Source organism: Hymenobacter sp. APR13, from assembly GCF_000737515.1.
In the GTDB taxonomy this organism is placed as follows: Bacteria; Bacteroidota; Bacteroidia; order Cytophagales; family Hymenobacteraceae; genus Hymenobacter.
The window spans coordinates 4,201,423-4,220,902 of record NZ_CP006587.1 but is presented as its reverse complement, the minus strand read 5'-3'; the positions used below and the strand labels follow the sequence as shown (position 1 = coordinate 4,220,902).

The 19,480-nt window shown below is 62.2% G+C and carries 26 protein-coding genes; 10 read left to right on the top strand and 16 right to left on the bottom strand.

All coding sequences use genetic code 11. From position 1 onward, the window contains the following. Positions 1-36: 36 nt before the first annotated feature. The 3 genes from N008_RS17640 to N008_RS17630 all read left to right on the top strand — a co-directional run bounded on the left by N008_RS17640 (position 37) and on the right by N008_RS17630 (position 1,976). The gene (locus N008_RS17640; RefSeq protein WP_044017681.1) at positions 37-672 is read left to right on the top strand and encodes a DUF6266 family protein; all 636 of its coding nucleotides are present in this window, start codon (positions 37-39) and stop codon (positions 670-672) included. A gap of 180 nt (positions 673-852) precedes the next feature. Beyond that, positions 853-1,269, top strand: a complete 417-nt coding sequence (locus N008_RS17635) for a hypothetical protein (RefSeq protein WP_044017680.1) — start codon at positions 853-855, stop codon at positions 1,267-1,269. Positions 1,270-1,556: 287 nt separating this feature from the next. After that, entirely contained in the window at positions 1,557-1,976 is a 420-nt protein-coding gene (locus N008_RS17630) for a hypothetical protein (RefSeq protein WP_044017679.1), read from the top strand. A gap of 154 nt (positions 1,977-2,130) precedes the next feature. Here N008_RS17630 and N008_RS17625 read toward each other — a convergent pair whose 3' ends face one another. From N008_RS17625 to N008_RS17590, 7 genes are all read right to left on the bottom strand, one after another. Next, on the bottom strand, positions 2,131-2,931 hold the full coding sequence (locus N008_RS17625; protein WP_044017678.1) for a carboxypeptidase-like regulatory domain-containing protein: 801 nt from the start codon (positions 2,929-2,931) through the stop codon (positions 2,131-2,133). Positions 2,932-3,082: 151 nt separating this feature from the next. Beyond that, the gene (locus N008_RS17620; protein WP_081910869.1) at positions 3,083-4,171 is read right to left on the bottom strand and encodes a S41 family peptidase; all 1,089 of its coding nucleotides are present in this window, start codon (positions 4,169-4,171) and stop codon (positions 3,083-3,085) included. Positions 4,172-4,420: 249 nt separating this feature from the next. Next, entirely contained in the window at positions 4,421-5,122 is a 702-nt protein-coding gene (locus N008_RS17615) for an outer membrane beta-barrel protein (protein ID WP_071884563.1), read from the bottom strand. A gap of 272 nt (positions 5,123-5,394) precedes the next feature. Beyond that, positions 5,395-5,979, bottom strand: a complete 585-nt coding sequence (locus N008_RS17610; RefSeq protein WP_052381697.1) for a porin family protein — start codon at positions 5,977-5,979, stop codon at positions 5,395-5,397. 343 nt (positions 5,980-6,322) lie between these two features. Then, positions 6,323-7,063 (bottom strand): LytR/AlgR family response regulator transcription factor, encoded by a 741-nt coding sequence (locus N008_RS17600; protein WP_044017673.1) that lies wholly within the window; start codon positions 7,061-7,063, stop codon positions 6,323-6,325. Continuing rightward, the gene (locus N008_RS23640; protein WP_197062891.1) at positions 7,063-7,698 is read right to left on the bottom strand and encodes a sensor histidine kinase; all 636 of its coding nucleotides are present in this window, start codon (positions 7,696-7,698) and stop codon (positions 7,063-7,065) included. Before N008_RS23640 ends, N008_RS17600 begins: the two co-directional genes overlap by 1 nt. A gap of 470 nt (positions 7,699-8,168) precedes the next feature. After that, positions 8,169-8,825: a hypothetical protein gene (locus N008_RS17590; protein ID WP_044017671.1), complete on the bottom strand. Its 657-nt coding sequence runs from the start codon at positions 8,823-8,825 to the stop codon at positions 8,169-8,171. Between the two features lie 291 nt (positions 8,826-9,116). Here N008_RS17590 and N008_RS17585 point away from each other — a divergent pair, with 291 nt between their 5' ends. Both N008_RS17585 and N008_RS17580 read left to right on the top strand, forming a co-directional pair. Continuing rightward, a complete protein-coding gene (locus N008_RS17585) occupies positions 9,117-9,758 on the top strand; it encodes a hypothetical protein (protein WP_044017670.1) in 642 nt (213 codons plus the stop codon). A gap of 25 nt (positions 9,759-9,783) precedes the next feature. After that, the gene (locus N008_RS17580) at positions 9,784-10,581 is read left to right on the top strand and encodes an agmatine deiminase family protein (protein WP_197062890.1); all 798 of its coding nucleotides are present in this window, start codon (positions 9,784-9,786) and stop codon (positions 10,579-10,581) included. A 12-nt stretch (positions 10,582-10,593) separates the two neighbouring features. On the opposite strand, the gene N008_RS17575 is transcribed toward N008_RS17580, so the two are convergent. Continuing rightward, complete coding sequence (locus N008_RS17575) at positions 10,594-11,013, bottom strand: hypothetical protein (RefSeq protein ID WP_156109382.1); 420 nt, start codon at positions 11,011-11,013, stop codon at positions 10,594-10,596. A 44-nt stretch (positions 11,014-11,057) separates the two neighbouring features. Between N008_RS17575 and N008_RS21885 the strand changes: the two genes are divergently transcribed. Then, positions 11,058-12,242, top strand: a complete 1,185-nt coding sequence (locus N008_RS21885) for a PD-(D/E)XK nuclease family protein (RefSeq protein ID WP_052381695.1) — start codon at positions 11,058-11,060, stop codon at positions 12,240-12,242. Positions 12,243-12,338: 96 nt separating this feature from the next. Here N008_RS21885 and N008_RS21880 read toward each other — a convergent pair whose 3' ends face one another. From N008_RS21880 to N008_RS17535, 7 genes are all read right to left on the bottom strand, one after another. Beyond that, positions 12,339-12,995 carry a PD-(D/E)XK nuclease-like domain-containing protein gene (locus N008_RS21880; protein WP_052381694.1) on the bottom strand — a complete coding sequence of 219 codons (657 nt, stop codon included), beginning with the start codon at positions 12,993-12,995 and terminating at the stop codon, positions 12,339-12,341. 89 nt (positions 12,996-13,084) lie between these two features. Next, positions 13,085-13,330, bottom strand: coding sequence for a hypothetical protein (locus tag N008_RS17560; protein ID WP_044017667.1), 246 nt, complete (start codon positions 13,328-13,330; stop codon positions 13,085-13,087). Positions 13,331-13,417: 87 nt separating this feature from the next. Beyond that, the gene (locus N008_RS24075; protein WP_044017666.1) at positions 13,418-14,125 is read right to left on the bottom strand and encodes a hypothetical protein; all 708 of its coding nucleotides are present in this window, start codon (positions 14,123-14,125) and stop codon (positions 13,418-13,420) included. Positions 14,126-14,206: 81 nt separating this feature from the next. After that, positions 14,207-14,521: a hypothetical protein gene (locus N008_RS17550; protein ID WP_044017664.1), complete on the bottom strand. Its 315-nt coding sequence runs from the start codon at positions 14,519-14,521 to the stop codon at positions 14,207-14,209. Between the two features lie 55 nt (positions 14,522-14,576). Then, positions 14,577-14,864 (bottom strand): hypothetical protein, encoded by a 288-nt coding sequence (locus N008_RS17545; RefSeq protein ID WP_044017663.1) that lies wholly within the window; start codon positions 14,862-14,864, stop codon positions 14,577-14,579. Then, positions 14,861-15,175, bottom strand: coding sequence for a hypothetical protein (locus N008_RS17540; protein ID WP_044017662.1), 315 nt, complete (start codon positions 15,173-15,175; stop codon positions 14,861-14,863). Before N008_RS17540 ends, N008_RS17545 begins: the two co-directional genes overlap by 4 nt. After that, the gene (locus tag N008_RS17535; protein ID WP_044017661.1) at positions 15,168-15,527 is read right to left on the bottom strand and encodes a hypothetical protein; all 360 of its coding nucleotides are present in this window, start codon (positions 15,525-15,527) and stop codon (positions 15,168-15,170) included. Before N008_RS17535 ends, N008_RS17540 begins: the two co-directional genes overlap by 8 nt. Positions 15,528-15,718: 191 nt before the next feature. Between N008_RS17535 and N008_RS17530 the strand changes: the two genes are divergently transcribed. The 4 genes from N008_RS17530 to N008_RS17515 all read left to right on the top strand — a co-directional run bounded on the left by N008_RS17530 (position 15,719) and on the right by N008_RS17515 (position 18,531). Continuing rightward, entirely contained in the window at positions 15,719-16,123 is a 405-nt protein-coding gene (locus N008_RS17530) for an SLOG family protein (RefSeq protein ID WP_052381693.1), read from the top strand. 1,091 nt (positions 16,124-17,214) lie between these two features. Next, positions 17,215-17,715: a M15 family metallopeptidase gene (locus N008_RS21875; RefSeq protein WP_052381692.1), complete on the top strand. Its 501-nt coding sequence runs from the start codon at positions 17,215-17,217 to the stop codon at positions 17,713-17,715. Further along, a complete protein-coding gene (locus tag N008_RS17520; protein WP_044017660.1) occupies positions 17,702-18,148 on the top strand; it encodes a hypothetical protein in 447 nt (148 codons plus the stop codon). Before N008_RS21875 ends, N008_RS17520 begins: the two co-directional genes overlap by 14 nt. Before the next feature lie 86 nt (positions 18,149-18,234). Continuing rightward, positions 18,235-18,531, top strand: coding sequence for a hypothetical protein (locus N008_RS17515; protein WP_071884562.1), 297 nt, complete (start codon positions 18,235-18,237; stop codon positions 18,529-18,531). A gap of 343 nt (positions 18,532-18,874) precedes the next feature. Here the strand turns inward: N008_RS17515 and N008_RS17510 are convergent, their stop codons facing one another. After that, positions 18,875-19,477 (bottom strand): hypothetical protein, encoded by a 603-nt coding sequence (locus N008_RS17510; RefSeq protein ID WP_044017659.1) that lies wholly within the window; start codon positions 19,475-19,477, stop codon positions 18,875-18,877. Positions 19,478-19,480 lie beyond the last annotated feature (3 nt).

Sequence of the window (19,480 nt, the reverse complement as noted above, 5' to 3'; positions counted from 1 at the left end):
GCAGCCGTTTTTCTCACCTCTTTTCCCCTATTTCCGATGGCACGCATTCGCAGCCTGCTCGGCGACATTGAAGGCTCGGCCGGGCAAATCACCTTCAGCAAGCAGAATGGCAAAAACATTCTGCGCCAAAAAGTGGGCAGCAACTCCAGCAACTCGCCCGCCCAGCAGAACACGCGCAGCCGCTTCAAGCTGCTGGCCGACCTGTTCCGCCGCTTCGGCGGGGCCGTGCAGCTGGGCCTGAAAAGCCAGGGCGGGCAGTCGCCCTACAACCGCTTCGTGGGCCAGAACTTCGCCAACACCCAGGCCGACGCGCTGAACGTGGCCACGGTGGACTACACCAGTCTGGTACTTTCGAACGGGGCGGTGGAGCCGCTCGCGGGCGTTTCGGCCGTGCTCGACGCGGCCACCGGCAAGGTAACGGTGAGCTTCGCCGACAACAGCAACGGCAACACGGCCCTGGACACTGACCTGGTGAAGGCCCTGGTGGTCAACAAAACCACCGGCCGGGTGGTGACGGCCGCCGACGAGGACAGCACCCGCGCCGACGGCGCGGTGGAGTTGGAGGACGACGCGCTGACGGGCGCCGTGGCCGCCGACCTGGTGGCCCTGGCCTTCGCCTACCGCGCCAACGGCTCGGACGCCTCGGCCACCAGTGCCGCGCAGGTAGCCTAGCAGTGGCCGGATGATGGACTGTAAAACCGCCCCGGCCGCTGGTCGGGGCGGTTTTGCACCCTGGCCGGATAGGGCAAGCGGGAGCTGCATAGGAGAAGCCTAGAAGCAACCTACCAGCTACCCCCTGCCCTGCTGCGGCCGTCTTTTTTGCATTTTTTCCATTCTTATCTTCTGCTTACGATGGCTAGAACTGCCTATCAGAAACAAGCCGACAAGCGCACGAAGGACGCGCTGCGGCTGCGGGCCCGCTTTGACGGGCGCCTGCGCAAGGCCGCCCAGCAATTGATGGCGGCGGTGGCTGGCACGCTGGACGCCCGCACCCGCATCAACCGGATAAATGCGCTCTACGGTGTAGACATCAGTACCGAAACGCTGCTGGCGCACGATGTACGCGTAGCGGATTTCAGCGGGCAGCTGGCTACGTTGTTGGGGCAAAGCGCGCCGGGCGAGGAAGTGCAGCTCTTCAACCCCACCCCCAACGGCAACGACGGCCTGGCGCTGCCGACGGAAGCCGTGTTCGGGGAGGCACTTGTGCTGGAGCCGGTGCCGATGGAAGCACCGCGCCGGCCGCCGGTAGTCGATTTCATAGACGGGTAAATCCCTCCCCATTCCCTTACAAGAAACCCCGACCTGCTTAGGTCGGGGTTTTTCATTTTCTGGATTAGCGGCGCCAGCCATATGTCGCGGCGGACAGAAGTGTGCTATTCCGCCTGCGGCCCCCACAGATTGCCCACTCGGCAGCACGCGGGATAGCCGGGAGTAGCTGCCGGCACCTGCCCGTAGTCGTATACAGCTTACCTTGCTTATCCAACGACTGTAAAAGCCGCTACCCTGGACCGGGTCAGGGTAGCGAGCGACATCTCAAGACTAATCAGCTGCTACGCATGAGCCACACTTTCATCCGCAACGGGTTCATCGTCTCCGGGCTGATTAATATTCTGGCTGTACTGCTCTTGTCGCGGGGGTTTACCAATGCCGTCATTCCCGAAACCGACCCGGTGGTTATGTCCAACTTCGGCTTGCTGATGATTACCGTCTGGGGGCTGGTGTTTCTGGCCGCGGCCAGGCATTACCGGCAGGCCAAGTGGATAGTAGGCGCCTTTGTAGTTGAAAAGCTGGTATACGCGGTGGTCTGGTTTCGCTGGGTTACCACCCATGACGTAACCGCCGTGTACGCCAAAGATTTGTTTGCCGGTATCTTCTATTCGGTTTACGGCCTCAACGACTTTCTCTTCTGCCTGTTCTTCGCGGCAGTTTTCTACCGACTTCACCAAACGGATGCGGAGTCTTCAGAAGTAGCTTGAACCGGGCAGCTCCGGCAACTGTCGCTTAGGGTTTCCAAACGGCTATAGCAGTGCGAATTGGGAGCAGAAACTATCCGGGCAGCCTGCGGCGTTGCTACCATTCTGTTTCTCACGCTCATCACAGCGCTGGTCCAACGCGTTGGGCCAGGTTACCTTAAAAAGTGATGTCGAACCGGCCGTTGGTAATGGTTTGCGTGGAGGTGGCGTTGCCGGTGCCGTTGGTGACGGGCACCGCTATGAACTCAAAGGAACCGGCGGCCACCAGCGCGACCGGGTCGTAGCGGCTGATCAGCACGTTCCCTACCGAGCTGGCGCCGCTGCCCGTAGCGTAGCGGTCGAACGAAGTACCGACCTGCTCGTGACACAAGGCAAACGTGAACTCACTCAGGCCCAGTGGGTAGAATCCAGCACCCCTGAAGACAACCGGGTTGCGGCCGCCCAGGCCACTCAGCACCACGCTCACGCTGCGCGAGACGCCACTGGCATCGGCGACGGTGCGGCCTTCCAGGGAGAAGAGATTATCCTGAATCTGCCCGGAAAAAACCGTGGCGGTGTAGGGCGTGCCGCCCTGCTGCCAGCTCATGGTGCCCTGAATCCGAAAGCTACGCACAAAGCGCAGGGCCCCGGGGGTGGTTTCCCCGGCTTTGACCACTAAAGAAACGGGGTCCAGGGGGTTGTAGCTGCTGGTCGGCTCGGCCGAGAGCGAGTAGGTACCGGGCACCAGATCCGGGAAAGCGAAAGCGCCGGCCGCATCCGGCGCTGTGGTGCTCGTGCGGCCATCGGCGGCGGTCAGGGTAACGGTGCGGGCAGCCCCGATTGGGAGAACGGTACCCTGAACCTGTCCCTGGGTGGGTGCCGGTACCGGGTCATCTTTCTTGGAACACGAGCTGGTAACGAGGAACAGCACGCAGCCGAGCAGGAAAAGAGCACAGCGCAGGGAGTAGGTAAGAAACATGATGAGAGCGGAGGTAAGAGAAGAAGCAGGATGGGCAAATGAGACGGAAGGAATGCCAGATAAAGAAAGCCGGGGCAGGCAGGTATCTCACGATACGGTCATGTTGCGAACTGCCCCGCCTGTATCGGCGGGGCAGCTTGATCAGCTCACCTTACCGTTGTTTTTCGGCTCTATCAGGAAGCGAACCAGCAGGCGGAACGCGAGTAGGCCTGGTGGTTCTTAGCCACCGCAAGGCCTCTTTTACTTTCGCGTCCTGCGTTAAGTCCCTGAAGTTGTCACCACCCGTAATGAGCACATCGGGCACCAGGCTGGACTTGTAGGCGGTATGGTTGCGGTCCGCGTCCTGCAGGCCGGCGATGGTGAGGTAGGAACTGCCACTGATGCGGTAGCTTTCATTGGCCGTGGTGGCACCATATGTGGGCTCGCCAAAGAACCGGGTAGCCGGCCGGCCTTTCAGACTGATGGCCACTATTTCACCGGAGCTGGCCGTTCTGCCGCTCAGCAGGACGGCAATGGGCTTGCCGGTTTTTCTGGCCGGACAGCGAGTCTGCAGGGTGGTTACCTGCAGGGTATCCAGGTAGAAGTTGCCCTGCCGCAGATACCACTGTTGGTCGGCCTTGCCGTCTTTATCGACAAACCCGCCCAGGTACCCATCCCCTAACAGGGGCGCGATGCCGGCCAGCATGGGCGCCATCGCGCCGCCATCATTCAATCGAAGGTCAATGATCCAGGCCCTGACTTTATCGGGGTCGAGGCGACAGAGAGAGTCCTGCACCATTTGGGCAGCATCGCGCATCTGCTGCAAGCTGCCGCCCGCGTTGATGCCCGGCAGCTGAATATAGCCGGTACGATGGGGAAGAATTTTTACGACAATGCCCGGCTTTTTTGCCAGCGCTTCTTTCACTGCGCTATTGGTGTAGGCCGGGCGGGCAGGGTTGCGCCATTTGTAGGTTTTGCCCTGGTACGTGAGCCAGCCGTGGTCATCCTTTAGCTGCTCGAATACGAAAGGATAGACCGGCAGCAGTTCCCGAATCGTTTGGGCACCCTGCACCCGCTGATACACTGCCTGGCGAAGGGCAGGCCAGTCCACCGCATTACGCTCCAGTGAATGCGTTTGCAGAAGGTGCAGGCTCTTGGCCAGGAAAGCGTCCACGGAGTCGGGAAGTGCCCCGGCGTTGGTCTGAGCCTGCACGACAAAGGCGCTCAGGAGGAGCAGCAGCAATAAAGAGCTTCGTTTCATTGTAGTGACAGTAAGAAATAGCTGGGTATCGTCGCCCGGCAGAGGGCCGGCAGTACGCCCGGCGTGTGCCCGCAGTGGACACCCAGACAATGGCCCGCGACCTGGGGGGCATGCCCTACGGGGCGACGTTTAGGTGTTTTGGACGGCCCTAGGGCACTCTTCGGCCACGGGCCGAAATGCCGGCCGGCCAGGACCGCCGTTACACGGCCAGTCACTTCCCCGACCTGGCCGCAGGATCACCTTTGTGTTTTACCGATAACCAAATTGATAGCGAATACCCAGGTTAACGGAGTTGGTGATGCCGGTTTTGTTTCCCAGGTTGCTTCCGGGGTAAGCGGTAGTGGATTTCACATTTTTGTAAAACATCCAATCCACGAACCCCGCCAGATGACGCCCTGCTTCGTAGCGGGCACTCGGACCGGCTGCCAGAAACGCATTGTTCACCTGCGTCGAAACGACCGACTGCGTGGTGCCTACGCCATTTTCCGTGCGGGTAAACTCACTTTTGCCCCGTGACCAGAACAGCACTGTGCCGCCCAGCATATCCAGCTGCAGGTTCTTCCAGGGCTTGACCGCGAAGGTGTATCGGGCCAGAACAGGCAGGGCCAGGCTACGCGTAGCAGACTGCCCCCGCTCGACCAACGTTTGTCCCGTGTTGTTGGTACCGGTGCCTCCGTATGTGAAGGATTCCCTCAGGGGCGCAAAACCTGCCTGCAGGGCCAATCGGGGGGTAAACTGATAGCCAACCGTCAGCTGTGGACGACGGGCATTCGTGCGGCCGGCCTCTGCACGGGGTGAACCGGAGGTTGTTGTCACCAACAGCTGGTAATCCTGCCGCCCGTATTGCAGGCCCACATAGGCTCGGGGGAAAGGACCTGGTTGGTCGGTTTGAGCCCACGAAGGGCAAGTAATGAATAACAGAAAGCCGATGCAGTAGAAGCGAATCATCATGTATAAGAGAGAGAGAGGTGTGAGCCAGGGAGGGAATAGCAGGGGATTTCTCGCACAAGGCTACTGATTGACCACCCCGAACCGGTTCTGCTGAAGGTCAAGCCCGATGATGTTGCTCAGGAAGAAGGACGCGCCCCGAGACCCTGGCAATTTGCTAGACGCCAAATAGCACTACTTCCTGGGGTCTTACTAGGGTCCTGTTCCACGATCAGAACAGTCGCTGCCCACCGTGGCTATTGCGTCCTTCTCCTGCTGCTTGCGGGGCGTATACCTTATTTCTTAGCGCCAAACAGATAGCCGACATACAGCTGAAACGCTTCGTTTTTAGGATTAACAGTCCCTGCAATTACTTCGGAAAATATGGTGCTTACTCCCCCATTGTACCGCAAGCCGATGCTCGGCCCGCTTGTCAGCTGATAGCCAACGCCAACGGCATAGCCCACGTCAATTTTCTTGTGTTTAACCGATACAGCAGGCCCCGTAAACCGATTATCGTGGCTTAGCAGATACCCTAGCTGCGGTCCGGCCTCGATGATAAATCCGGCCGTGTTGATTCGTGCCAGAACAGGCAGCTCCAGGTAGTGCATCCGCGAAGTGAAGCGGCTCCCACTTTGCTCCACCTCAGCTCCTTTCTGCGAGTACAACAGCTCTGGCTGAAGAGCGAAGCCCCCCGTGGCCGAGAGCGGCAGATTGCCGACCAGCCCCCCGTGAAAGCCCGCTAAGCGCTGGTAATTCCCTGTTCCATTGCCGGTATACCGACTGAAGTTAGCGCCGGCTTTTATCCCGGGCAGAAAACGCTGCCCGTAGCTGCTGCTGGCCAGGGTCATTGCCAAAACGAGTGTGCTTAATCCTTTCATGATAGTGGGGGTAAAAGTGAAAAATGAAGAATTAGAGAAGAATCAAGCGTTGGATTACGCCCTGGCTGATGCGCTTTGCTGCACGTCGTATGTTGCGCCCGCGGCGCTGGAGAACGGGGCAGCAGCGCAGCGCCAGATTGTTGGCGGCCGTGGGTTGGGCAGGCAGTTCTCGGCCTGCAGGGCGGGCACGGGCAGCGGCGTAGCGCCAGCTCGTTGATGGGCGTGGGTGGCTGACGCAGAATCCGGTGCCAGACACCAGCTATTCTGCTTACTGACCAGCCACTACCCTGGCAGCACCAACAGCGTAGCCTACGGCAGTCTCCAGCGGGACTGTCATCAGGGGTTAGCAGGGCTTGCCGCTGTCTTTACTGCCGACTACGTGGCGCTGCAGGGCCTCGAAAAAGCCGCTCCGGTAGGTGTCGCCGAGCGGGGCGCTGGCTTTGCCATCCTGAAACAGAATCAGGTTGCCATCCAGCGCTTTAATCTTGGTCAGCGACACGATGTAGGACTTGTGCACCCGCATAAACTGCGCCGCCGGGAGCCGCTCCTGCAAGTCCTTGATGTTGAGCAGCGTGATGATGCGCTCCTGCTCGGTATAGATGGACACGTAGTTTTTGAGCCCCTCCACGTACACAATGTCCTCGAAGCGCACTTTGCGCATCTTGCCCTTGCTTTCCAGCTTGACGAAGATGTAATCGTCGGGCGGCAGGGCCAGAGGCTGAGCGGGCAGGGTCTGGGCCTTGAGCGCCTTTTGGGCGGCTTTGACAAACCGCTCGAAGGCAATGGGCTTGAGCAGGTAGTCCAGGGCTTCCAGCTCGAAGCCTTTCAGGGCGAATTCGCTGTAGGCTGTGGTCAGAATCACCTGACACTTGCCCGTGAGTAGCGGCATTACCTCCAGCCCTGAGAGCTGGGGCATGTGGATGTCGAGAAACACCAGGTCAATGGGCTGGGTGGCCACTAGGCGCAGGGCCTCCACGGGGTTGGTGGTGCTGGCCACCAGCTCCAGAAAGGGCGTTTTCGCCACGAACTGGCTTAGGATATCGATGGCGCCCTGCTCATCATCCACAATCAGGCAGCGTATCACTATAGGGTCAGCGTCAGGTGGGTGGCGTAGGAGTCGGGCGTGTCGTGGATGGTAAGCTGGTGGCGGCCGGGGTAGAAGGCGGCCAGGCGGCGGCGGGTGTTGTCCAAGCCGATGCCGGTGGAGTGCTCGATGGGGCCGCCGTGCTTGCGGTTGCTGGTGAAGAAGGTGAGCTGGTTTTCCTGCACCCGCACCTGCACCAGCACCGGATGGGCGGCATCGAAGAGCTCGCCGTGTTTGAAGCAGTTCTCGACGAAGGTGAGCAGCACCAGCGGCAGTATCAGCAGAAACTGCGTGCTGCCCTGCACCTCAAACTGCACCTGCAGCTTGTGGCCGAAACGCAGCTGATTCAGGGCCACGTAGTTGCGCAGGTGCTGGAGTTCCTTGTCCAGCATCACCTTGCCCTGCTCGCCGCCCTCATTGATGGCGTAGCGCATGATATCGGAGAGCAGCAGCACGCTTTTGGCCGTGGGCTCGGAGAGCGGGTAGACCTGGGCGTAGAGGAAGTTGAGGGCGTTGAAGAGAAAGTGCGGGTTGATCTGGCTTTTCAGGAAGGCAATATTGGCCTCCAGCAACCCCCGCTCCTGCTCTCGCAACTGTCGTTGGGTACGAAGCGCATAGGTAACGGAGGCGTACACTAAACTGCAGGAATAGAAATACACGCCGCGGAATATGCTAACGGCTAAAAAGATGCGCAGATTTCCAAAAACCTGCGTTGACTGGATACCAAGCCAGGGAAGAATATAGAGCGTAACCCCACCCCGCATTGCTACATACGCGAGGAACATGCCTGTCGCGCCCAGGGCGTAGGCCCCGAATCGTTTCGGAATAAAAAACCGGGGAAACAGCCACTCGCTGTGTACATAAACGAGAAAGGCATACAGCGAAAACTGAAAAATATCGCCCAGCACATTCGGGTATATGCCCTGCCCTGCCACCAGGAATACACATTCATAGGCGTAGTAGGCCACCCACACGCCCACATGAATAAGGATAGTTTTAGGACGCACTACGTTGCCGGTTAGCTGAGATGAAGAAGTATGGGATAGTGCAAAGGTGTTCATAAAACCTGCTTCCAGAAAAGTACCCACGCGGTAGCGGATATCGACTAGCGGACCAAGCTTAACTTAACCCCGACCTGCAGATGCGGGCGAATCATCAGGCCCTGGTGGCGCATACCCAGGCGGCGGGTTTCCAGGCCGGGCCCTACGTAGGCATCCAGCAGGCCGTGGCCCCCCAGCCGCCGCTGCATGCCCCACAGCCCCGCCAGGGCCGTTGCCTGGTGATACAGCCTCGGGCCATACCCTGGCATGAAGCCGGTCGTCGTCTGCACGGCCAGATAGTTGCCGGCAAAGGGCCGGGTGTCGCGCCCGGTGGCCTGGCGCTTGTCCTGGTGGTAGTAGCGGCGCACACCCAGGTCAAAGCCCAGGTCAGTGAAGTAGACCAGTTTGGATTTCTCGCCCGGAGCGGCCGTGAGGGCTCCTATCTGCCAGCCGCTGGACACATTGCCATACAAGGACCAGGCCGGCGCTACCTGCCGTTCCATGCCGGCTACCAGCGGCAGGGCCGTGCCCATGAACCCGCCAATGGTGAGGCCACGCGTGAGGCCGGTGCCGAGCTTGAAAAGAGTAGCGGGCCTAAACGCAAGCTCCGGAGTTGCCCCGGCCGGGGTCGCGGGTTCGGCGGTGGTCTGAGCCTGCGAAACGAAAGGGCCAGCTAACCCCGTTATCAGCAGGAATGAAGAGAGGTAGAACTGACGACGCATAACATGGGGGATGAGGGTGAGAGTGTGCAGCAAGAGCCCCGGCTACTGTAGCGGCTTGTTCCTGGCTGCTTGATGACTCAAACCTACCCCGGGGGTTATAGCCCGGAAACATTATTACACCAACGGCCTCTTTCACTGTATCAACGCTTACTAAAGGCAGCGGATAAGTTCATGCGGCACCCAAAAACAATGCTTTTCTGACTCAGCATAGCCGCCGGCGCGCTCAGGTCGGGGTTTTTCAGTTAGTTTCATACCAATTGTTACACATATCTTCTGTTACCGAAATCAGAAATGGAGCATACTGCATCCCTGGTAGAGCCGCTGGTGCGGATCCGGCATTTGATGGGCTACATTCACGAGGTTGATCAGGTGACCGTTCCGGCGGTTATGGCCGAAATGACAGGCCTACTGCTGCACCAGACGGAACTGCGCATAGGCGCGGCCCGGTATCGACTGGCGGATATTGAGTTTTACCTGCACAGCCGCGCCCACCCGGACACCTTCATCCACGGAGAACCGGAACAGCGGCAGTGCGGCAGGTGGTACTACAACCGGGCCGGCGGCGTGGACCTGACCTTCGGCAACGGCACGGACGCCGGCGGCATTCTGCTGCGCGGCCTGCTGCGGCTGGATGAGCCGGGCGGCGTGGTGTACGGTCCGCAGCGGGTGCTGCGGGAACTGGTGGCGGTTCAGGCACCGGTGTGGGAGTCAGCCGGCGGCTGGAGGCTGGAGGCCGCGGAGCAGCAGCCGAACACCGTGTGGCAAACGGAACGCGTGAACCTCAAGCAAGTGGACAGCCCCTACCGGAATCTGCCTTATCGGTTTATCGCTCATTCGGACTACCTGCGGCAGCTGCCTACCTCGGTGCGGAGCAAGCTGTGGCGGGAACTGGGCCTGACAGCGGATGATCTGAGCACCGCGCACCATGCATAAAGCGCAGCAACAGGCCCCGGTATATGTGGCTGATACCCTGGCGGTGCGCTATCCCGGCGCCGCCAGGGCCCTGCAGGCGGCGGTGGAAGCGGCGGGGCGCGTGCAGCTTGAGCTGGCGGGCACGCGGGACGTCTGGGTACGCGACTTTATGCCGGTGAGCACCGGGGACGGCAGCCGGGTGCTATTCCGCTACTATCCCGAATACCTGCGCCCTGCCCGGTGGCGGGCCACCATAACGGATGCAGCACCTATCTGCCAGGCACTGGGGGTAAGTGTGCGTACCTCAGACATGGTGGTGGACGGGGGAAACGTGGTGTGGGTGGGCCGGCGGGCAGTGCTGACCGACCGGGTGTTCAGCGACAACGCCGCCCTACCGGCCGAGCAAGTGCGGCGTCGGCTACTCGAGGAGTTGCGGGCGGAGGAGCTGATCATCGTGCCGGCACACCCCCAGGACTTTACGGGTCATGTGGATGGGATGCTGTTTCCGGTGGATGCGCAGACCGTGCTGCTCAGCGCGTACCCTCGGGAGAAGCCGGCTTTTCGGGAAGAACTGCACCAGGCATTGCAGCGGGCAGGCATTACCTGGCAGCCGCTGCCGTACAATCCCTACACCAACCCGACGTTCACGGACGCGGCCGGGGAATACGCCAACGCGCTTCGGCTGGACGCAACGATTCTGGTCCCGGTATTCGGGCGCAGCGAAGATGAGGAAGCCCTGCGGTGCTATGAGCATGCTTTCCCTCACTGCTCAATACAGGGTGTGGTAGCAAACGAAATAGCCAGAGACGGAGGGGCCTTGCACTGCGTGACCTGGACCGGGTAGTATGCGGCCTGCTCAGCGACGCATAAGCAGGAGGCGGATTTCTGCCGCCGTAGCCTCCGCGGCTCCTTTGTCACGCGCCGCCCAGCTACGGGGGCCAGCTTCTTCCTCTGTGGGGTAGCCGGCCGGAACGGGGGAACGGTACAGATGCAGGTAGTAGAGCAGCATGGTGTACCAATGCGGCGTGTAGGCAGCCGGCAGATAGCCCCAATGGCGAAACATCCGGTGCTGATAGAAATTGACCGCGAAATTGTCGGCCAGCCGGGGCGACAGGGCGCCGGTGGCAGTGGCCTGCTGCAGCAACTCACCGAACCGCTCGTGCATCGGCGCGTCGGTCAGCTTCCATTGCTGCTCGGCGTACGTGTAGCCATTGAACACGCCCGCAAAACAACAAATCCAACGCTGCGCCTCATCTGTGAGTAGGCTGTCATCCATAAAGTCACCTATATTTCCTCTCAAATTACAACATAACAACACGTATGAACGAATCGAATACGCTGGTAAGTCTTTTACATCAGGTTATGCTAGTGGAGGCCCGTTATCGTAGCCACACCTCCACAACCGGGGAGCAATTCAATATTTTTCAGATTCTAGGGGTTGAATCGGCCGAGGTAAGGACCCATTCAGCTTTTCTGGCGGAGTTGCTGAATCCCAAAGGAAGCCACGGACAGCAGGAGCTTTTCCTGACGCTGTTTATCCAGCAACTTGGCCTCGTTGGGGTAGAGGCTAAAGACGCCACTGTTGAAGTGGAAAAGCATATCGGTTTGCTCAACGAGGATAGCCTAGCAGGTGGCAGGATTGACATCTGCCTCTTCCCCGAGAACGGACACCCAATCTTTATTGAAAACAAAATTTTCGCGGCTGATCAAAAAAATCAGCTTCTACGCTACCATACCTACAACCCCGAGGCAAAACTACTCTATCTGACGCTCGATGGGTCAGAGCCGGGGCAGCACACTACCGGCGGAAGCATCAAGCAGGAAACTGTGCAGTCCGTTTCCTACGCAACAGATATTATCCTGTGGCTGGAACTGTGCCGAAAAGAGGCCGTTACGCAGCCGTTGGTGCGGGAAACTATCACACAATATATTCACCTACTCAAGAACATAACCGGTCAGAGCACCAATAAGATGATGACGGAAGAAGTTAAAAAGCTGATTTTGCAGGATCCCGGGGCAGTAGCCAGCGCCCAGCTCATTCGTAATGCATTCGACCAAATCCGAAGTGAGGTACGCCAGGCAATTTATTCAGAGCTGGACACCGCATTCAGAGGAGTTTTTGCCTCCAATGATCAGGTCGCCTTTACCTACAAAGGCTACATAGTGAATTTTGCATGGGACAGGGATGCAAATAATGACTTTTTCTACGGGTTCCCTGCTTACAAACAGGATGGGATAGGCGGCATCTGTAAACATGGCGACTTTGATGAATTAGCCGTCGTTCTGCGGGCGCAGAATAAAAATTTCAAGCGCACCAACTGGTGGGCTGGCTTTGTGACTCCCCCTGGCTTTACGAAAGTGGAGCGCTGCACTGCACAGGAATTATGCGAATTGGCAACGCCAGCAGGCCGTCAGGCTTTAGTTACCAGAACCGTAAGTGAGGCTACACACTACCTGGAGCAACTGAAAGCGAAATATGGCTTGCAGCAAGAACCAGCGAGTTAGAATCTGATTTTCCGAACCGAAAAAGCAGCCCGTACCCCTGGATGTACGGGCTGCTTTTTCCTTTTATTCGGCCGCACAGCTAACCCCAATGCCCCCCTACGCAGCCGCCACCGCCTGTTGAGTGGCATAAGCCCGGAGCAGACGGCGGTACTTCTTGCGGCCCTGCGCCATGGTATCGGCGTCGGCGGAGAGTTCCACCAGCCAGATGTCGTGGGGGGCTTTCTTCTGTACGCCTACGATGAGGAACCTGTCGGCCTGCAGCACGTCGGTGTAGAAGGCGGCCTGGCGGTCGTAGTCGTACTGCTCGATGGTGGCTACGAACTGGGCGTAGTCGCGGCAGCTGGTGGTTTTGAAATCCACCAGCACCCGGCGACCGAGGCGGGGCGTGACCAGCAGCAGGTCAGGGCGAATCTTGACGGTGAGGCCGGTTTCCGTGTGGGTGGCGGTGTGGGTCAGCTCGGCGGTGCCGCGGTAGAGCAGGTCGCGGCAGTAGCGCTGGCGGCGCACGGCGGCGGCCAGGTTGTCAAGCAGGCGCAGCTGGGCCGGAGGCAGGCCCTGCGGGGCATGGTAGCGGTGAGGCTCCAGCACGGCCTCGTGGAAGGCGCTGCCGAAAATGAGGGCCTGCGGGTTGCCAGTGCGGGTGATGCCCAACGCCTCGTTTTTGAGGTTGGACAGGTCGGTATTACTTACGAACGGAAGGGCGCGGTGCTGGGCCTGCGTGAGGCCGGGATGGGCGGTAACGGTATGGAACATGGCGGTTGGGGTCTTGGGGGCTTGGGGTCTTGGGGGCTTGGGGGCTTGGGGGCTTGGGGGCTTGGTTGTCGTTCTGATGCGTTTTGCTTTCAGCTGATAAAGGCCAGACGTTGGCTTTCGCCCTGGCGGTGGAGCCAGACGTGGGCGCCGCCGCAGCCCACTTCGTAGGCCGGGGCCGGGAACAGCTCGCGCACGGCCGGGGCAAGGTCGCGCAGGTCGGGCAAGGGCTCGGCGGCTTCGATGAGGCGGGACAGGGCGGCGAGCTGGGCGGCTTCGGCTGCGTCGCGGGCGGGCTGGTGAATCACCAGCTGCGGGATTTCGAGGGAGGTGGGCATGGGATTTTGGGGGCTTAGGGGCTTGGGAGCTTGGATGACGTTTTGGGGGCCGGTGGCCCCTGCCCTATTGGGCAGGGGCCGGCGGGCTCAGGCGGCTTCGGCGGGCTGGGCGGGCTGGGCGGCGGCGAGCTGGGCGGGCTGGGGCTCGGTGTAACGGGCGGGCAGGCGGTAGCCCTGGGTGATGCGGCGCTCCTCGGTGCCGGTCAGGGTTTCTTCGCGGTAGAGGTCGTGGTCGTGGGCAAACTCCTGCAGGGCCTGCACCTGGGCCGGGTCGGCGGCGGTGTAGCTGAACTCGGCAATGAAGTAGGTGGCGGGCTTGCCGTCCTTCTCGGTCTGCTTCTTCTGGGGCGTGACGGTGAGCAGCACGTCGGTGAGCTTCAGGTCGTCGTAGAACAGGCTGGCGTTGAGCTTCTGCAGGTTTTCGACGCTGTAGCCGTGAAACAGCACGGCGCACACGGCCCCGGTGTCATCGACGAAAAACAGCTCGGCCCACACCTTGCGGCCCATGTTCAGAATGTTATCCGAGAAGATGCGCAGGGCCATCGGAATGAAGCTGATGGATTTGCCCAGCACCTTGTCGCCGCCCACGTTGAACACGCCGGCTTTCAGGTCGGCGCGAATCTGTTTGGGGTGGCCGGGCAGGTAGCGGAAACGGCTGGTTTCGGTGACTTCGCCGGTGGCCTCGTCGACGGTGGCCGTCAGGTAGGCCCGGCTGGGCGTGAGGGGTGCGGCCGGCGCGGCAGGCGTAACGGGAGCAGCGGCAGCGGTTTTTGGGGTTTTGGTGGCGGTTGCCATAGTAGAAGGGAGTAAAAGGTGGGGCCAGTCGGCGGCCGGCCCCTTCGCCGTGGGTACTAGGGAGGGTGCGAGGCGCGGGGCCTAGCGGAACTGCTTGTCGTGGCAGAGAATGGCGCGGCCGACGATGCTGTCCTGGCCGCGGGCTTCGGGCTGGTACTGATACCAGAGGTAGGTGGCCAGCAGATTGAGGTAGCAGGGGTTCCGAAACTTGCCTTCGTCGTCGATGATGAGAATCAGCTCATCGGTGAGGCGTACCACGTCCACCGTCTGGCAATCGAGCAGGCGGTAGAGTTCGGCCAGCTTGAAGCTGCGGCCGTTGGCGGGGTGGATGGGTTGGGGCTCGGCGCTGTGCGGGTCGAGCAGATGGGGCTGGTAGGTAGTAGCGGTAGCGGGCATGAGGTGAGGTAGTGGGGCCCGCGCCGCCGTGAGCTGGCGCGGGCCGGTGGATGGTTCATTTCAGGTCCCACGGGTGCGGGTGGTAGTCGTCGGCGGGCCGGGGCAGTTCGCCGTAGCGGTCGGCCGGGCGCAGACGCGGAGCATTGAGGCGGGCGGCGGCGGCCGTGGCGGCTTCCTGCGTGGCGTAGCGGCCGGGGCCGGCCTGCATCTGGTAGAGGCCGGGGCCGCCGGGCACCGTGCCCGGCCGGGCCACGTCGCGCACCACGGCCCAGCCGGGGCCGGCGGCGTAGAGGCAGGCCGCATACCAGCGGCCCGCCTGCTGCGGATGGGTGGCGCGGCTCATAGCCGGCGGCCCTCCCGGCCCAGTAAGTCCTCCAACTGCTCACGCAGGGCCTGCTCCTGGCGGGCTCCCACGTAGAGCGGGCGCCCGGTGCGCAGGCAATACACGCCGCGCAGCTGCACATGGGGCGCCGTGCCTTTGTAGCTGTAGAACTCATCCGACACCCACTGCACGTAGTAGGCCACGGCCGCCGACACCTCGCGCAGGCCGCCGAACAGACTCACCGACATTTCGCGCTCAGGGTAGCAGCGGCGGCGGGTGTAGCTGCCCGCCCCGACCGGGGCGGGCGCTACGGGGGTGGCCGCGCTACGCATGGAGGCGGTGGGCTACGCGGTGGCGGCGGGCCCGGCAGGCGAAACCGGGACGGAGCAGCTGCACCCCGCACAAGGCGGCGGCGGTGCGGCTGATGACGTGCTGGGCGTGGTAGCGGCTGACGGGCACCCCGGCAGCGGCAGCGGCGGCTACGGCAGCGGCTACGGCCTGAAAGGGACAGGCCCCGCACAAGGGCGAGAGGAACATGGCCCCGCCCACGGTGTAGGTAACCGTGTAGTAGGTGGCGAGCTGACCGGGATAGAGCTGGCAGGTGCTGATGGAGGCCTGCACGATGGGGGCGGGACCCGCCCACGCGGCAGCGGCGAGCTGCGCGAACTGTAAGAAGGTAAGCATGGCTGTAGGGGTTAGCCGTGGGGTGCGCTCCTGGCGGGCCGGGCCCTGCCTGCCGTGTGCGCGGGTGCCGGGGGCCTCTCCCCCGACTTCTTACCAAATATACGCATTTTGATGTAACTTACTACATCAAAACAGGAATATAGTTATCCACATTTTGCATCTAAACAGGAAATGTAGTTGTATATTGCAGTATGAGAAAGATTCAAAAAACCGTGGGCGTGGTGGGCAGCCGCGCCCTGGCGCAGTGCCCTGCCTTGCTGGCCCGCCTGGATGCGCTGCACGGAGCCGGCGAGCTGGCCGGGGTGGTGAGCGGCGGGGCGGCCGGCGTGGATGAGCTGGCGGCCCGCTGGGCGATGCGCAACGGGGTGCCGCTGACCGAGTACCGGCCGGACTACGCCGCCCACGGCCGGGCCGCGCCGCTGGTGCGCAACGGGCAGCTGGTAGCGGCGGCCGACCTGGTGCTGGTGTGCTGGGACGGCAAGAGCCGGGGCACGCTGGACGCCGCCCGCCGGGCGGCCCGGCTGGGCAAGGTGCTGGAGTGGCTGGTGGCGCTCGCGCCGGGCACTGCACCGGTAGCCGGCGGGCTGGGGCTATGAGGCCTGCCGGCGGCGCGCAAACAGCCCCGCCACGCGGCGCCGGCCGCTAACCCGCCCAACGACGCGCCCACTGCCGGAACGTGCGCCCAGGGCCACGCCTGACGCTGTGGCGGCCCCTGGCGGGCGCGGCCGACCCACTACCGCTACATGCCAGGGGGCCTGGGGGGCCGCCCCCGGAAAAACACCGCCCGAAGGGCACCTTATGAGGCCCTGAATCACCCAGCCGCTGGCGCCGCCGCAAGCCGCTTCTGAGCTGCGGGGCCGAGGTGGATGACCGGCCGACCAGCGGGAGGGTGGGCATGAAAGCCGCCGTGCGACGTGTCAATCAGAGCGCAAAGCCCAACGCGGCGGGCTCCTGTAAGCCTGAGGCAATGCTTGTCGTCCGGGGAGTTGCGGCAGGCATCCGAAAGTTGCTGCAGGCTGCAGTGTCTGGGACTAGGTGGGTGGGAAGCGGCCAGGATGCCCGCTTGGGAGGTGGCGACCAACGGGAGCCGGCGACCTTGCGAATGGGCAGCCTGGGCCGGTGCGGTGGGCTGGCGTCGAAGGGTGTTTGGGGTGGCAGGCTGGCCGACCGACGGGAGGCGGGCCGTGGGGGTGGTAGCGGAGGCCGGGGGCCTTTTCCGGGCCCTGGGCCGCAGCGTGGCACGGCCGGCAGGAGCACCAGAATCAGCAGCTGGTGGGTAGGTGGAGGCTGGCCGACCAAGTGACGCAGGAACGCGGGAGGCGGGCCGGGCGGGGGCTTCGGTAGCGGAGGCCGGCCGACCAAGTGACGCAGGAGTGCGGGAGGTGGGCCGGAGCGTGGAACGACAACCGTACCCCTCGAATCAGGCAGAATCAGGCAGCATGCGCTACGGATGGGAAGGGCCGGGCGGGGCCGTATCGGTGGCTACGGTTGCCGCTGCTGGTATCGTCGGGTATCGGAGCCCCGGCCGGGTGCGGAGCACCGGAGCGAAGCGGAGCCCTAGACAGCCGGGGCCGAAGGCAGCGCCCACCATAGTACAATTTCACAAAGACCTGAAACAGAAAACCCTGTTTTGCATTTTGATGTAATTATCTGAAATTTACCAGCGTCACGTACACCAAACCACGCAATGCCTGTCGCCAACCTCACGTTGCCCCGTCGGCCGCCGACGCTGAGTTCGAAACAAGCCACCGTGCAGGCCGCCCGGCTGGGTCAGGCCGTGCTGCATCTGGCGGCGGCTTACTCGCAGGCGCTGAATCGGTGGCTGGGTGACCCGGTGCTGCGGCTGGCGGGGCGGCCCATCATTACGGAATGCTACCGGAGTCCGGAGCGGCAGAACGAGCTGTACGCGCAGGGGCGTACGCGGCCGGGGCTTATCGTGACCTATAAGCGCGGGAGCGAGTCGAAGCACAACCTCTCTCCTACTCCGGCGCTGGACGTGGCGTTTCTGCTGGCCGACGGGTCGGTGTCGTGGTCGGGGCTGCTGCTCTCCAAGTTTGCGCGGCTGATGAAGGCGGCCGACGCGCGGGTGGTGTGGGGCGGCGACTGGGCCGGCTTCAAGGACCGGCCGCACTTCGAGGTGCTGCTGCCGGCGGGGCCGGCTGGGAAAGGAGGTGATGGACGTGGATAGCCCGATTCTGGAGCACTGGGACGTGGTGACGTCGGTGGTGGGCGGTGGCGTGGCCGTGCTGCTGTACTTCGTGAAGAACTGGCGGGCGGTGGAGGAGCTGAAGGTGGCCTGCCAGAAGCAGGAGCAGCAGCAGTCGGCCCTGGCGCTGAAGGTGGACGACTACCATGTATCGGCGGTGGCGCGGGAAGCCAAGCTGCGCGAGGAAATGAAGCTGCAGGCCGAGCAGGTGCGGGTGGAGAGCCTGCAGCAGCGGGCCGAGCTGCGCAAGGAAATGACCGACCTGGTGCTGAAGCTGACGGAGCGGCTAGCCAACATCGACAAGACCATGGCCCTGGTGGAGGAGCGAACCAAGGTGCTCACTGAGGCCAGCAAGGAGCAGGATTCGCGGAATAAGTGGGCCGACCGGATTCTGGCGCGGCTGGATGAGAAATGAGTTGTCAGGGGGTAGTTGTCCGTTGTCAGTGGCTGCCTTCCTGACCGGTACTAACAGCTGACAACGAGCAACTAACAACTACTCACATGGACAAGAAACTCACAGTACTGGACCGGGTAACGCTGCCTACGCCCCGGTTCTTTCGGAAGGTGCGCACGATTGGGGCCGCGCTGGCGGCCGTGGGCGGCGTCATTGCCACGGCGCCGGTGGCGCTGCCGGCGGCCGTAGTGGCGCTGGGCGGCTACCTGGTGTTGGCCGGCTCGGTGGCCGCGGCCGTGTCGTCGGTGGCGGTGGAGCCGGATGCGGTGCCGGCGCGGGCGGATGGAGGCGCGGCAGCTGAGGTGCGGGAAATCATGGAGCGTGAGGACGCGGCTTCGTTGTAACCTTCTCTCCTACCCTGTGCATCCACCTGGCAACTGGCGCGCCCACAACTATGCACTCACCTGTGAACGGGCCCCAAGGCGCGGCATGGATGCCTACCTAGTCGGCGTATAAACGATAACGGCCACCTGTCTGGTGGCCGTTGCTATATTTGGGCTGCAGTCCCGTGAAGTGTGTGCGGGCTGCAAAGGCGGGTAACTCAGTTGCTGGCTATACCACACCTGTTGCACCGGAAACCCAGCCCACAAGGCTGGGTTTTCTTGTGTAAACACCATCTTTTGGGGTTCCTCGCGCTAATAATAGATCCGGCCAGCCCAGCCTTAGCGGACAAGTATTTCCGGTTACTTACCGATGGGCAATTGGGGTGGGCGGAAACGAAATGGTGAGTTGCTTGCCGGAGGGCAACACGCAGTGAAACGAGCCGCTTACGGTACGACTATCCGGGTCGTACACCGACTGCCCGGTGGCCTGGAGGGCGTCTCCCTGGTCGGTACGCACCCGCACGGTGTTGGTCTGGTTGGGGAACTTCAAGCCCGGGCTGGCGGTGAACCAAGCCCGCAGCCGGCCTTCCACCACCAGGTCGCCCGATATTACCAGCAGCGGGGCTTGGTTATAGCGGGCTTCTTCGATGCGGCCCCGGCCCAGCGGGAACGGCAGCAAGCCGGGTTGGTGGGCCGTAAGGCGTATGGGCGGCCTTTGGCGCTCGAGCAGTGCGGCCTGCCGCGCCTGCCCCTGCCGGTGCCAGCTCCAGCCCAGGAACCCAACGACCAGCAGCACCAGCCCCCCCAACGCCCAGCCCACGACTTGCTTTAAGACTGGCGGGGCCCACTCACTGCGAAAAAAGGCCCGCAGCAGGCCCCAGGGAATGAGCACGTACTGCACCAGTCCCAGGGCCACGATAAAGAGCAGGGCGAAGAGCCAGAAAAGAACGAAGAATAGGCCTTCCATCCT

What these genes read in the sequence shown, in the direction of transcription:
- N008_RS17515 (WP_071884562.1), top strand. Translation starts at nt 18,235, where the DNA reads ATGGACAAGAAACTCACAGTACTGGACCGGGTAACGCTGCCTACGCCC.
- N008_RS17535 (WP_044017661.1), bottom strand. Translation starts at nt 15,527, where the DNA reads ATGCTTACCTTCTTACAGTTCGCGCAGCTCGCCGCTGCCGCGTGGGCG.
- N008_RS17630 (WP_044017679.1), top strand. Translation starts at nt 1,557, where the DNA reads ATGAGCCACACTTTCATCCGCAACGGGTTCATCGTCTCCGGGCTGATT.
- N008_RS17635 (WP_044017680.1), top strand. Translation starts at nt 853, where the DNA reads ATGGCTAGAACTGCCTATCAGAAACAAGCCGACAAGCGCACGAAGGAC.
- N008_RS17640 (WP_044017681.1), top strand. Translation starts at nt 37, where the DNA reads ATGGCACGCATTCGCAGCCTGCTCGGCGACATTGAAGGCTCGGCCGGG.
- N008_RS17620 (WP_081910869.1), bottom strand. Translation starts at nt 4,171, where the DNA reads ATGAAACGAAGCTCTTTATTGCTGCTGCTCCTCCTGAGCGCCTTTGTC.
- N008_RS17610 (WP_052381697.1), bottom strand. Translation starts at nt 5,979, where the DNA reads ATGAAAGGATTAAGCACACTCGTTTTGGCAATGACCCTGGCCAGCAGC.
- N008_RS17540 (WP_044017662.1), bottom strand. Translation starts at nt 15,175, where the DNA reads ATGCGTAGCGCGGCCACCCCCGTAGCGCCCGCCCCGGTCGGGGCGGGC.
- N008_RS17550 (WP_044017664.1), bottom strand. Translation starts at nt 14,521, where the DNA reads ATGCCCGCTACCGCTACTACCTACCAGCCCCATCTGCTCGACCCGCAC.
- N008_RS21875 (WP_052381692.1), top strand. Translation starts at nt 17,215, where the DNA reads ATGCCTGTCGCCAACCTCACGTTGCCCCGTCGGCCGCCGACGCTGAGT.
- N008_RS17520 (WP_044017660.1), top strand. Translation starts at nt 17,702, where the DNA reads ATGGACGTGGATAGCCCGATTCTGGAGCACTGGGACGTGGTGACGTCG.
- N008_RS17510 (WP_044017659.1), bottom strand. Translation starts at nt 19,477, where the DNA reads ATGGAAGGCCTATTCTTCGTTCTTTTCTGGCTCTTCGCCCTGCTCTTT.
- N008_RS17585 (WP_044017670.1), top strand. Translation starts at nt 9,117, where the DNA reads ATGGAGCATACTGCATCCCTGGTAGAGCCGCTGGTGCGGATCCGGCAT.
- N008_RS17560 (WP_044017667.1), bottom strand. Translation starts at nt 13,330, where the DNA reads ATGCCCACCTCCCTCGAAATCCCGCAGCTGGTGATTCACCAGCCCGCC.
- N008_RS17530 (WP_052381693.1), top strand. Translation starts at nt 15,719, where the DNA reads ATGAGAAAGATTCAAAAAACCGTGGGCGTGGTGGGCAGCCGCGCCCTG.
- N008_RS17545 (WP_044017663.1), bottom strand. Translation starts at nt 14,864, where the DNA reads ATGAGCCGCGCCACCCATCCGCAGCAGGCGGGCCGCTGGTATGCGGCC.
- N008_RS24075 (WP_044017666.1), bottom strand. Translation starts at nt 14,125, where the DNA reads ATGGCAACCGCCACCAAAACCCCAAAAACCGCTGCCGCTGCTCCCGTT.
- N008_RS21885 (WP_052381695.1), top strand. Translation starts at nt 11,058, where the DNA reads ATGAACGAATCGAATACGCTGGTAAGTCTTTTACATCAGGTTATGCTA.
- N008_RS17590 (WP_044017671.1), bottom strand. Translation starts at nt 8,825, where the DNA reads ATGCGTCGTCAGTTCTACCTCTCTTCATTCCTGCTGATAACGGGGTTA.
- N008_RS17625 (WP_044017678.1), bottom strand. Translation starts at nt 2,931, where the DNA reads ATGTTTCTTACCTACTCCCTGCGCTGTGCTCTTTTCCTGCTCGGCTGC.
- N008_RS17615 (WP_071884563.1), bottom strand. Translation starts at nt 5,122, where the DNA reads ATGATGATTCGCTTCTACTGCATCGGCTTTCTGTTATTCATTACTTGC.
- N008_RS17575 (WP_156109382.1), bottom strand. Translation starts at nt 11,013, where the DNA reads ATGGATGACAGCCTACTCACAGATGAGGCGCAGCGTTGGATTTGTTGT.
- N008_RS21880 (WP_052381694.1), bottom strand. Translation starts at nt 12,995, where the DNA reads ATGTTCCATACCGTTACCGCCCATCCCGGCCTCACGCAGGCCCAGCAC.